The organism is Gordonia sp. JH63, from assembly GCF_009856645.1.
Classification (GTDB): Bacteria; Actinomycetota; Actinomycetes; order Mycobacteriales; family Mycobacteriaceae; genus Gordonia; species Gordonia hongkongensis.
In genome coordinates, this window is record NZ_CP047235.1 from 1402463 (window position 1) to 1414026 (window position 11564).

The 11564-nt window shown below is 68.6% G+C and carries 10 protein-coding genes and 1 pseudogene; 8 read left to right on the top strand and 3 right to left on the bottom strand.

Annotated elements, in window-relative coordinates; genetic code table 11:
* The first annotated feature begins 10 nt into the window (after positions 1 to 10).
* From sucD to GR168_RS06365, 3 genes are all read left to right on the top strand, one after another.
* Positions 11 to 913, top strand: a complete 903-nt coding sequence (gene sucD / locus GR168_RS06355) for a succinate--CoA ligase subunit alpha (protein ID WP_058251543.1) — start codon at positions 11 to 13, stop codon at positions 911 to 913.
* A gap of 93 nt (positions 914 to 1006) precedes the next feature.
* Positions 1007 to 1717 carry a hypothetical protein gene (locus tag GR168_RS06360; RefSeq protein WP_159370327.1) on the top strand — a complete coding sequence of 237 codons (711 nt, stop codon included), beginning with the start codon at positions 1007 to 1009 and terminating at the stop codon, positions 1715 to 1717.
* Entirely contained in the window at positions 1714 to 2226 is a 513-nt protein-coding gene (locus GR168_RS06365; protein ID WP_058251542.1) for an RDD family protein, read from the top strand. The genes GR168_RS06360 and GR168_RS06365 overlap by 4 nt, the downstream gene beginning before the upstream one ends.
* Here the strand turns inward: GR168_RS06365 and GR168_RS06370 are convergent.
* Entirely contained in the window at positions 2210 to 2674 is a 465-nt protein-coding gene (locus GR168_RS06370) for an SRPBCC family protein (RefSeq protein WP_159370328.1), read from the bottom strand. The genes GR168_RS06365 and GR168_RS06370 overlap by 17 nt on opposite strands.
* A gap of 156 nt (positions 2675 to 2830) precedes the next feature.
* Between GR168_RS06370 and GR168_RS06375 the strand changes: the two genes are divergently transcribed.
* From GR168_RS06375 to GR168_RS06385, 3 genes and pseudogenes are all read left to right on the top strand, one after another.
* The gene (locus GR168_RS06375; protein WP_159370329.1) at positions 2831 to 4303 is read left to right on the top strand and encodes a carboxyl transferase domain-containing protein; all 1473 of its coding nucleotides are present in this window, start codon (positions 2831 to 2833) and stop codon (positions 4301 to 4303) included.
* A pseudogene (locus tag GR168_RS06380) lies at positions 4300 to 4605 on the top strand (NUDIX domain-containing protein); the annotation flags it as partial. The gene GR168_RS06375 and the pseudogene GR168_RS06380, both read left to right, overlap by 4 nt.
* A gap of 180 nt (positions 4606 to 4785) precedes the next feature.
* Positions 4786 to 5406 (top strand): nitroreductase family protein, encoded by a 621-nt coding sequence (locus tag GR168_RS06385; protein ID WP_159371847.1) that lies wholly within the window; start codon positions 4786 to 4788, stop codon positions 5404 to 5406.
* A 15-nt stretch (positions 5407 to 5421) separates the two neighbouring features.
* Here GR168_RS06385 and GR168_RS06390 read toward each other — a convergent pair whose 3' ends face one another.
* Entirely contained in the window at positions 5422 to 6075 is a 654-nt protein-coding gene (locus tag GR168_RS06390) for a TetR/AcrR family transcriptional regulator (RefSeq protein WP_159370330.1), read from the bottom strand.
* A 226-nt stretch (positions 6076 to 6301) separates the two neighbouring features.
* On the opposite strand from GR168_RS06390, the gene GR168_RS06395 reads away from it, so the two are divergent.
* Complete coding sequence (locus GR168_RS06395) at positions 6302 to 6970, top strand: DUF5336 domain-containing protein (RefSeq protein WP_159370331.1); 669 nt, start codon at positions 6302 to 6304, stop codon at positions 6968 to 6970.
* Complete coding sequence (locus GR168_RS06400; protein ID WP_159370332.1) at positions 6948 to 7748, top strand: methyltransferase; 801 nt, start codon at positions 6948 to 6950, stop codon at positions 7746 to 7748. The genes GR168_RS06395 and GR168_RS06400 overlap by 23 nt, the downstream gene beginning before the upstream one ends.
* Before the next feature lie 241 nt (positions 7749 to 7989).
* Here GR168_RS06400 and GR168_RS06405 read toward each other — a convergent pair whose 3' ends face one another.
* Positions 7990 to 11562, bottom strand: a complete 3573-nt coding sequence (locus tag GR168_RS06405; protein ID WP_159370333.1) for an indolepyruvate ferredoxin oxidoreductase family protein — start codon at positions 11560 to 11562, stop codon at positions 7990 to 7992.
* Positions 11563 to 11564 lie beyond the last annotated feature (2 nt).

Genomic DNA, 11564 nt, shown 5'->3' on the forward strand with positions numbered 1-11564 from the left:
GCCACGGAACATGTCGATCTTTCTGAACAAAGACAACAAGGTCATCGTCCAGGGCATCACCGGCGGTGAGGGCACCAAGCACACCGCTCTGATGCTCAAGGCCGGCACCAACATCGTCGGCGGTGTCAACGCGCGCAAGGCCGGCACCACCGTGTCGCACGTCGACGCCGACGGCAACAACGTCGAGCTGCCGGTGTTCGCATCGGTCGCCGAGGCCATGAAGGAGACCGGGGCCGACACCTCGATCGCCTTCGTGCCGCCGAAGTTCTCCAAGGACGCCATCATCGAGGCCATCGACGCGGAGATCCCGCTGCTCGTGGTCATCACCGAGGGCATCCCGGTGCAGGACTCCGCCTACGCGTGGGCCTACAACGTGGAGAAGGGCGAGAAGACCCGCATCATCGGCCCCAACTGCCCCGGCATCATCACGCCGGGTGAGGCGCTGGTGGGCATCACGCCGAACAACATCACGGGCAAGGGTCCGATCGGTCTGGTCTCCAAGTCGGGCACCCTGACCTACCAGATGATGTACGAGCTGCGCGATCTCGGCTTCTCGACCGCCATCGGCATCGGCGGCGACCCGGTCATCGGCACCACCCACATCGACGCCATCGAGGCGTTCGAGAAGGATCCCGAGACCAAGCTGATCGTGATGATCGGTGAGATCGGCGGCGACGCCGAGGAGAAGGCCGGCGAGTACATCAAGGCCAACGTGACCAAGCCCGTCGTCGGCTACGTCGCGGGCTTCACCGCGCCCGAGGGCAAGACCATGGGCCATGCCGGCGCCATCGTCTCCGGCGGTGCGGGCACCGCCCAGGGCAAGAAGGAAGCCCTCGAGGCTGCGGGCGTCAAGGTCGGCAAGACGCCGTCCGAGACCGCCGCGCTGGCCCGGGAGCTCTACGAGGCACTGTAAGAAGTCACGAGAACCGAAGAACCCGAGCGGGTCTGCCCGCTCGGGTTTTTTCGTGGGCCGACCGACCGGATCGGCCCGTGCGATAATTCGTCGGTGAACTCCCCGGCGCGACGCGGCGCGATCTCCCAGCTGGCAGGGGAGTCGATGCGGTTCGCCGGGGTGGTGGCCGATGTCGCGGAACGTCTACCCCTCGCGGGCGGGGTCATCGGGTCCGTCCGCGCGCGGCTGGCCGAGGCCGCCGACACCGCTGTCACCGTGGTGGTCTCGATGACGCGAGCTGTTCTGGGAGTCGTCATCCGTGAAGTCGTCGACGCATTGGTAGAGGAGGTCGACCTCACCGACCTCGTCCTCACCCACGTCGACCTGAAACGTCTCATCAGCGAGGTCCTCGCACTCATCGACATCGACGAGGTGATCACCACGGTCGATCTCGATCGGGCTGTCGCACAGGTGGATCTGATGGCGGCGATCGATCTGGTGGACCTCGACAGGGTGATCGGCAAGGTCGATCTCGACTCCGTCGCCACCCGGATCGACATCGACGCCATCGCGGCCCGGATCGACATCGACGCCATCCTCGGGCGCGTCGACCTGATCGGACTCGCCGAAGAGATCATCGACGGTGTCGACCTTCCCGACATCATCCGGGAGGCGAGCACGTCGGTGACCGCCGATGTGATGACCGACGTGCGCAGCACCAGCGAACGTGCCGACGACGCGGTGGCCAACGCGGTCAACCGATTTCTGCGTCGCCGCGGTGCCGCGGCCATCGAGGCCGCTCCCGATGAGGAGGGGCCACGATGACCGCGGAACCGAAACCGACAGAGCCGCTGCAGAACTCGTCCCCGACGACGCCCGGTCTGCCGCCCGTGCACAAGGCCCATGCGGTGCAGGACCGGGACAAGAACGCGGGCATCGTGAGCCGGGGTGTCGCCTCGTTCCTCGACCTCCTCGTCGTGTGGACGATCCTCGGTGCCGCCTATGCGGGCCTGTCCCTGATGAAGTTCGTGCTCTCGGTCAGCGAATTCTCGTTGCCGGAGGTCAATCTGGTCTTCACCACGACCGGCTTCGTGCTGGTGGCGGTGCTCTACCTCGCGACGTGCTGGGAGGTCTCCGGACGCACCCTCGGGTCGGTCGTGATGGGCCTGCGGGTGGTCAACTCGGAGGGTGCACGCATCCGGCCGACCATCGCGGTGCTGCGCGCCCTGCTCTGTACGTTCTTCGCGATCGGTCTGGTGTGGGTGGTCGTCGACCGGCGTCGGCGGTCGGTGGCCGACGTCCTCCTGCGCACCCGGGTCATCTACTCTCGCTGACCGCCTTGAGCTGAGCCAGTCCCTTCTCGAAGTCCTTGCCCAGCATCTTGTCGAAGATGCCGAAGAACCCTGCCACGCGGCTGAACAACGTCTGTGCGCCGACCATCGTCCAGGACACCCGCGTCGCCTGTCCCTCCGGCGCGAGTTCGAAGGTGACGGTGTTGGTGGCCTTCATCGGCTTCTCGAAGGCCAGGTGCACCTCGACCTCGCGCGGCTCGTCGACGCGCGTGATCTCCATGGCGCCGTGACCGGCCTTCTTGTTGCCCGACCACGCGTACTTCGCCCCGACACCGGATTCCGCACCGGAGTAGTCGCGCGTCATGTCGGGGTCGACTCCTTCCCACGGCGACCAGTGCACCCACTGGTGGAAGTCGACCAGGTAAGGCAGCACCGCAGAGGGCGGCGCGTCGATGATGGTGGATCGGGTGATGCGGAAGGTGTCGGACATGCGGGCCCCCGGAAGAGATCGGTCGGATACGGAACGGGTGTCGGGCTGACGAGAGTATGACACCGTGCGCCGACGGAAATCGTCGCGCCGGGGCGTCGCGGAGGGTGTCGACGTCAGGCCGGAGCCGCCCGGCCGCGGCGGGATACGGTGTGAGGCATGGGTGAGCGGGCATGGCTGACGGCGACAGACCTGCGCGTGATGATCGTCGACGACGGTACGTGGGAACCGTGGGATGCGCCGGTCGGTGAGCCGGCCACGACGTCCGATGGTGCGGACGACACCTATGCCATCGAGCTCGACCGGGCACGCCGAAAGAGCGGTTCGGACGAATCGGTCACCACCGGCGCCGGCGCGATCGGCGGCCGGCGAGTGGCGATCGTGCTGGGGGAGTTCGAGTTCCTCGGCGGGTCGATCGGGCGCGATGCGGGGGCCCGGATCGTCGCAGCGGTCCGACGCGCGACACGCGAACGACTTCCGCTGCTGGCGTTTCCCGCCTCCGGAGGCACCCGGATGCAGGAGGGGACCGCGGCGTTCCTGCAGATGGTCGCCATCACGGGTGCCGTGACCGACCACAAGGCCGCCGGCCTGCCCTACCTGGTGTACCTGCGTCATCCGACCACGGGCGGGGTATTCGCGTCGTGGGGTTCGCTCGGCCACATCACCTGGGCGGAACCCGGAGCGCTCATCGGTTTTCTCGGGCCGCGCGTCTACGAAGGCCTGTACGGGGAGCCCTTTCCGGCCGATGTCCAGACCGCGGAGAATCTGGTACGCACAACGGTTGTCGACGACGTGGTCGATCCCGTCGATCTGCCGGCCCGCCTCGCCGCGGTGCTGCGACTGCTCGACGCGCGTGACCGGCCGTCGTCGGACGGCTCGGTGACGGTACGTCCGCAGCGCGCGCAGACGGGGGAGCAGGAGGACACCTGGGCCTGTGTGCTCGCCACCCGCGAGGCCGGACGCGCGGGCCTGGTCGAGTTCCTGGCCGGCGGGGATTCGGCGCCACTGTCGGATGCCGGGCCACTGCGCTTCTCGCTCAGCGACTTCGACGGTCGGGTCGCGTTGGTCGTCGGCTACGACCGGACGTCACAGGCGGCGGGCGACCTCCCGGGGCCGCGACACCTGCGCGAGGCGCGGCGGGCGATCATGGCGGCCGGCGACCTCGGACTCCCGGTGGTCACCGTGATCGACACCCCGGGCGCGGAACTGTCGGTCGTCGCCGAGGAGGGTGGCCTCGCCGCGCAGATAGCGCGCTGCACAGTCGAATTGCTCAGTGTGCGCGTGCCGACGGTCTCGGTCCTCCTCGGGCAGGGTGCGGGCGGCGCCGCGCTCGCGCTGTTCCCCGCCGACGTGCGGGTCGCGCGCGCCGACGCCTGGCTCTCGCCGTTGCCGCCCGAGGGAGCGAGTCTCATCGTGCACCGTGATCTCGACCATGCCGGTGAGATGGCCTCGCGGCAGGGCATTCTCGCCGGGCGCATGGCCGAGCAGGGCATGATCGACCACGTCGTCGACGCCGGATCGGACGACGAAGCGCTGTCGGCGATCCGCGACTGGATCGGCCGGTACCTCGCGGGATCGCCGGTTCCGGACGACGAGGCACGAACGCGCGTGCCGACGAAGGACGCGCGATGAGCGCGCGCGTCGTCGCCGTCGGGGCGCTCATCACCGACGAGTCGGGGCGGATCCTGTTGATCCTGAGGCGGAACGAGCCGTCGGCCGGGCACTGGAGCCTTCCCGGCGGTCGGGTGGAACCCGGGGAGTCGCTGGAGCAGGCGGTGATCCGCGAGGTCGAGGAGGAAACCGGTTTGCGGGTGACGGTCGGCGAACCGGCCATCCAACTCGAGATCCCGGTCGGCGACGGACGGGTGTATGAGGTCCACGACTTCCGTGCCGAGATCCGTTCCGGGGAACTACGTCCAGGTGACGACGCCGCGGACGCGGCGTACTTCACACCGGCCGAGGTCCGTCGGGCGAAGGTCACGAACCGCTTGGTGGAGTACCTGGAGCAGGCCGGTGTGTTGGGCCGCCGGAGTCGCCCTGACGGCCCACCGCCGACGGTCCCGGCGCAGCGGGCCGACGTGGTGCACGGACGTGGTTTTGTGCAGGATGGGGGGATGACCGATCTACTGCCCCTGGACCCTGACCAACTCCTCACCACCACCCGCTCGGTGCGCAAGCGTCTCGACTTCGAGCGTCCCGTGCCGCTCGACGTGGTCAAGGAGGCGCTCGAGGTCGCGTTGCAGGCACCGACCGGCAGCAACAGCCAGACCTGGCACTGGATCGTGCTCACCGATCCCGAGCTGAAGCAGAAGGTCGCGGATTACTACGCACAGTCGTTCGCCAAGTACTACACCGGCCAGGCTCCACGGGACGAGACCGGCAAGCGCGTCGCGTCCAGTGCCCAGTACCTCGCCGACACGATGGGTCAGGTCCCGGTGCTCGTCATCGGGGCGATCTACACCGGTGGCGACCTGCCGTCGGGTAACCAGGCCGGCGTCTGGGGCTCGCTGCTGCCGGGTGCCTGGAGCCTGCAGCTGGCGTTGCGTGCCCGCGGCCTCGGGTCGGCGTGGACGACTCTTCATCTGAACTACGAGAAGGAGGTCGCCGAACTCCTCGGCATCCCGGCCAACATCCATCAGGGCGTGTTGCTGCCGGTGGCCTACAGCAAGGGCACCGATTTCAAGCCCGCGCCGCGGAAGCCTCTCGACTCGGTCCTCCACATCGACGGCTGGTGAGGGCGGGGTGCCGGATCACGGCTGACCCGGCACCTCACACCGGAGTGCCGCCAGCGCCATCGCGGTGAGGAGGCGGCGCAGTCCGTGCTGGTCGAACGCGGGCAGGCGAGGCGACGAGTTGAGCAACCCGAACATCGCGTGAACGCGCACGCGGGCTTCCTCGCGGTCGAGTGTGCCCCCGTTCTCGTCGACCACCGCGAGGAGGACGTCCACCCACCGTTCCACGTAACGGCGCTGCAGCAGCCGGACCCGGTGATTGGCGTCCGGGGTCATCGACGGCAGGTCCCGATCCTGCACCGTGATGAGGTCGGGACGGGTGACGAGGACGTCGATGTGAAAGCCGATGAGCGCCACCAGGGTTTCCGACGGTGAGCCGCCGCGGTCGGCGACCTCGCTGCCGCCGTCGTGCAGTCGCTGACTGATGTCGATGAGCATCTCGTCGAGTAGCTCGGTCTTGGAGGAGAAGTGGCGGTACATGGCCGGGCCGCTCACCCCGACGGCTCGTCCGATGTCCTCCAGTCGCACGCCGGCGAACCCGCGCTCGGCCATCTGGTGGGCGGCGGCGGACAGCAATTCGGCACGACGGGCCGCCTTGGCCTGGGTTCGGCGCGTCGGCGGACGATTCGTGATTCCCGATTCGTCCTCGCGCGGTTCATGCGTCGCGGACATCGATCCCGAACTCTACGCGTTCGCGCGTGCGGAAGAGATGCAGCGTGTCCGACGTCGGCGCGTGGATCGCGGGGTGGGTGACCCGGTCGAATGAAAACTGCACGGGCCGGTGCTCACGAGGCCGGGAAGGGCTTAGTCTTGCGCATGATCGCGCGCCGGACGGCGGGCGCAGAACAGCCCGCGAGGGCGGCGGGCCGAGTCCCGCAGCAGCGACGAGGAGCGGATCGTGAATCCAGGCGAACCCCAGCACCCCGGCGGTCAGTGGTCAGGCGTTCCGCAGGGCCCGCCGCAGACCGGGGGCTTCGCCGGCAACCAGGATCAGACGGCCCACGTCCAGCACCCGGGCACCGGGAGTCTTCCTCCTCAGCAGTGGAACCCCGGCGCGCAGTACCCGCCTCCCGGTCCCGGCTGGGGACAGCCGGCACGCGGACCACGTGCGGACCTGTCGGTGATCTTCGCGCTGGCCTCCGCGGTCGCGGGGGTGGTCACGTACTTCATGGGCTTCCTCGGGTGGATCTCGGTCGGGGTCGGTGCCGAGGAGGAACTCAACCGTTGGGGAACGGATTTCGAGGAAGGGCAGGGCGGCATACCCGCGTACTTCTCCTATGAGATCGTCCTGAACCCCGGCAAGTTCTTCATCCTGCTCGGGGTCGTCGGCATCGCGGCGACGTTCGTGCTGGTTCCGAGCTACCGCAAGGCACTGCCGTTCCTCGCGGTCGTCGGAGTCGCCGCATGGCTGGCCCTGTTCGCCGCGGCACTGATCACGCCGCCGTTCCTCGACCTCGGCGCCGGTGCGATCGTCGGGCTGATCCTGGGATTCCTGCAGGTGGCGCTGCTCATCGCAGCAGCGTTCTTTTACGGTCTGAAGAAGGATGACTCGCCCAACCGGGGATGACGGCCCCGACGATCCGATCGTTCGCCTCCTACGTCGCGCGGGATGTGTCTTCGCCGACGAAGAAGCTGCGCTGCTTCGCGAACACACCGCCGACGCAACCGAACTCGACGCGCTCTGTGCCCGACGCGTGGCCGGCGTGCCGATCGAGCATCTGGTGGGCTGGGTGCAGTTCGGCGAGTTGCGGTTGTTCGTGGGCACGGGCGTCTTCGTCCCGCGGCAGCGCTCACTGTTGTTGGCGCGCACCGCGGTCGACGCAGCAGATGCGTGCCGGTCGCCGACCGTACTCGAGGCGTTCTGTGGTGTCGCACCCATCGCCGCGAGTGTTGCGGCCGCGGTGCCCGGCGCCGAACTGCATGTCGTCGATGCCGACGCCACCGCGCTCGGCTTCGCGCGCCGAAACCTGCCGGGCGGGACCGGGATTCACCTCGGTGCCGGGCTCGTCCCGCTGCCGCCAGCACTACGCGGCCGCCTGGACGTGATCGCCGCAGTACCTCCCTACGTGCCCGAGTCTGCGCTCGGACTGCTGGCGCCGGAGGCGCGGGATCACGAACCGCGCGGCGCGCTGCTCGGCGGCCGGGACGGCCTCGACCACGTCACGGCGTTGATCGCCGACGCCCGGAGATGGCTTGCCGTCGGTGGCGAGTTGCTGATCGAGATGAACACCGCCCAGTACGACCTGGTCGCCGTCGCCCCGCCGACCAGAGCGCACTACGAGTGCGAGGTCGTCGCGGGCGACGACGGCCAGACCGCCGTGGCGCGTCTTCGGCGGGCACGCTGAGGACGGATGGTATGAGCGAAGCGCTCCTACCTGCCTCTGAGGTGCGAGCGAAACGCTCCTAACTGCTCCCTGAGGTGCGAGCGAAGCGAGCCACGAAGGGCCTCGCAAGGTAATCTCACCAAGCCCTTCGAGGCTCGTCGCTATCGCTCCTCGCACCTCAGGGGGCAGTGGTTTGGCGGTTCGTTCAGATTGGGGAACAGTTGTTCTCAGGTTGTGTCGGATCATGGACCGGTGCTCAGCCTCAGATCCCCAGCACCTCCCGCTGCCGTGCGACCGCTTCCCGGTAGCGCTCGACGTTGGCCATCTTGATCCCCTCGTAACCCCGGACCATGTCCGGTAGTTCCGCGAGGTCGACGACCGCGGGTAGCTGGTCCGCGCCGATGCGCCCACTCGCGAGCGCATCGAGCGCGGCGTCGACGAGTTCCCGGTATTCGATGATCAGCGCACGTTCGGTGCGACGGATCTCGCTGCGGCCGAACGGGTCCAGGCGGGTTCCCCGGAGGCGCTTCATCTTCGCGAGCGCGCTCAGCGGGGTGTCGGCCCACGATCCCAGCGCCAGCTTCTCGCGCATCCCCATACTCCGCAGGGTCGGCGGATGGAGCCGCACCGCGACCTCGGCGTCGGCGCCGAACTCGTCGGCGATGCGCGCGGCGAACGCCGGGTCCTGCGTGAGCCGGGCGACCTCGTACTCGTCCTTGTAGGCCATCAGCTTGAACAGGTTCCGGGCGACGGCGGCGGTGAGCGAGGGGTCGGATGCGACGCGTCGTACGCGGTCGACCGTGTCGAGGTAGGTTCGCGCGTATTTCTCGTCGGAGTGGGCGGTCAGCTCGTCGTACCGGATCGCGATGGTGCGCCGGAGGTCGGCGTCGATATCCCCGAGCGCGCTGACCACCTCGAGGGCGTGGCGGCTCGGTTCGATCTCGGCGACCCCGCGACCGTGCAGTCCGTCGATGGTGCCGGACACGGAGTCGGGATCGGCCACGACCTGCCGCCCGCGCCGGAACGCCTGGACGTTCGCATCCACGGCCACGCCGTTGAGCTCGATCGCCCGCTCGATGGATTCCGCCGAGATGGCCAGCGCCCCGGCTTGATACGCAGCACCGACCATCAGCATGTTGGCGTACTGCTCGTCGCCGAACAAGGCTGTCGACACCGCTCCCGAATCGAGGTACACAGTCCGCGCGACCCGGGAGTCGACCGCGGAGTGGACGGCGGAGTCCGCCGGGAACCCGACCGAGGTGTCGATGACCATCAACCCGGTCGGCACCTGGGTGGTCGAGACGATCGCGACCGTCTTCTCGGGAGCGGTGACCTTGAGGTTGACCGGGTCGGTGCCGACCAGCGGATCGCACACGAGGTACAGGTCGCAGTCCTCGGACGCCACCTTCGCCGCCTGCTCCAGCGGATGCGGGGCCACCTTGATGTCGCTGACCACGGCGCCGCCCTTCTGCGCGAGCCCGGTCATGTCGACGGTCCGGGCCGAGTGGCCGTCGAGGACGGCAGCGGTGGCCAGGACCTGGGACACGGTCACCACGCCGGTACCGCCGATACCCGTGATGCGCAGGGAGAAGGTGTCGCGGATGGCGGGGACCGCGGGCATCGGCAACACGGTGTCCGCCAGATCGGCTGCGCGCGTGCGGATGCGGTCGGTGCCCGGGGTGACCGTGACGAACGACGGGCAGTCGCCCTTGAGACAGGAGAGGTCGAGGTTGCACGAACTCTGGTCGATGCGCGTCTTGCGTCCGAACTCGGTCTGGACCGGGTGCACCGAGAGGCAGTTCGACTTCTCGCCGCAGTCGCCGCACCCCTCGCAGATGCGTTCGTTGATCACGACGCGACGAGTGGGGGTGGGCATGGCGCCGCGCTTGCGCTTGCGGCGCTTCTCGGCGGCGCAATGCTGATCGTGCACGAGCACCGTGACGCCCGCGACGCCCGCGAGTTCGGTCTGTACCTCGAGCAGGTCATCGCGGTGGCGGACCTCGACGGTGTCGGGGAGTCCCAGCGTACGAACATGTTTCGGGTCGTCGGAGGTGACCACGACCCGGCTGACGCCTTCGTCGAGCAGCAGTGACGTCAACCGCGGCAGGGTCATCCCGCCCACCGGGTCCTGTCCGCCGGTCATCGCGACGGTGCCGTTGTAGAGCAGCTTGTAGGTGATGTTCGCGCCCGACGCCACGGCCGCCCGCAACGCCAGCGACCCCGAGTGCGAGAAGGTTCCGTCGCCGATGTTCTGCACGAAGTGGTCCGCGGACACAAACGGGGCCATGCCGATCCACTGCGCGCCCTCGCCGCCCATCTGGGTGACCCCGGCGATGTCGCCGACCTGCCGGGGATCCATCAGCAACACCATCGCGTGACAACCGATGCCGGCGCCGACCAGGGTGTTCTCGGCGACCTTCGTCGAACTGTTGTGGGGGCAGCCGGAGCAGAAGTACGGCGTGCGCACCGCCAACGGGAGTTCGATGCGGGTGCGGCGAGCGGCTTTGCGGTCGAGCCAGATCCGCGCGGCGTCGACCCCGTGGCGGGCGAGACGGTCGGCGAGTCCTCGGGTCACCGCGTCGACGTCGAGTTCGCCGAAGCGGGAGAACAAGGTCGATCCGTCTTCGTGCACCTTCCCCACGATGCGCGGGGCCCGCGGGTGGCGGAACAGGATGTCGCGCATCATCGTCTCGATGAAGTCGCGCTTCTCCTCGACCACAATGACCTCGTCGAGATCGCCGGTGGAGGTGTCGAACATGAAGCGATTCAGGATCTCTCGCTCGATCGGGTAGACCATGCCGAGCTTGAGGATGCGGATTCCGAGCCGGCGCAGATCGTCGTCGTCGATCCGCATCAGTCGCAGTGCTTCCCGGAGATCGAGGTAGGTCTTTCCCGCGGCGACGATGCCGATGCGGTCGTCGGGACTCGAGACCACGATCCGGTTGAGGCCGTTGAGCCGTGCGTACTCCTGCGCACGCGGGAGCCGGGTCGTCAGCTGATTCTGTTCGAGTTCCATGAGATGGGCGCCGAGTAGGCGCCCGCTGGGCACGTGGGGGCTCGTCCCGAGGTCGCCGTAGACGGGCACTATGCGGTCCGGGTCGACGCGTGCGGTCGACGCTCCGTCCGCGACGTGCGCGGAGATCTTGAGCGAGGTCCAGACCCCGCTGGTGCGGCTCATGAGCGCCGCATGGACACCGAGATCCAAGATGTCCTGGGAATCGGCCGGATAGAGGATCGGGATGTAGAGGTCGGCCAGAGCCATCTCCGACGCGCACGGGACCGTCGAGGATTTCGCACCCGGGTCGTCACCGACGAGCGCGACCGCGCCGCCGGCGGAATGGGTTCCGATGAGGTTCGCGTGCCGCAGGGCGTCCGTCGCGCGATCGAGACCGGGCGCCTTGCCGTACCAGTATCCGACGACGCCGTCGCGGGGGAGCCCGTCCGCGGACGGCGTCAATTCGGCACCGCCGATGACCTGTGCGGCGAGCTGCGAACCCATCACCGAGGTCGCGGCGAGCTCTTCGTTGAGACCGGGCCGGTGGATGACGTCGTACGGGGCGAGATGCTCGTGCCGTCGGGCGAGTTCGAGATCGTAACCGGCGAGGGGAGAGCCCTCGTAGCCGGAGATGAACGAGGCCGTCCGGAGGCCGGAACGGCGGTCGACGCGAGCGCGGTCGCGGACCATGCGTACCAGGGCCTGGATGCCGGTGAGGTAGATGTCGCCGGACTCGCGGGTGTAGCGGTCGTCGAGCGAGAACCCGGTGGCTGCCGTCTCGGGCGGCGTGCCGGGGGTCGGGACGTGCTCGGAGCGAGCGCGGTCGTCTGCGAGGGTCATGG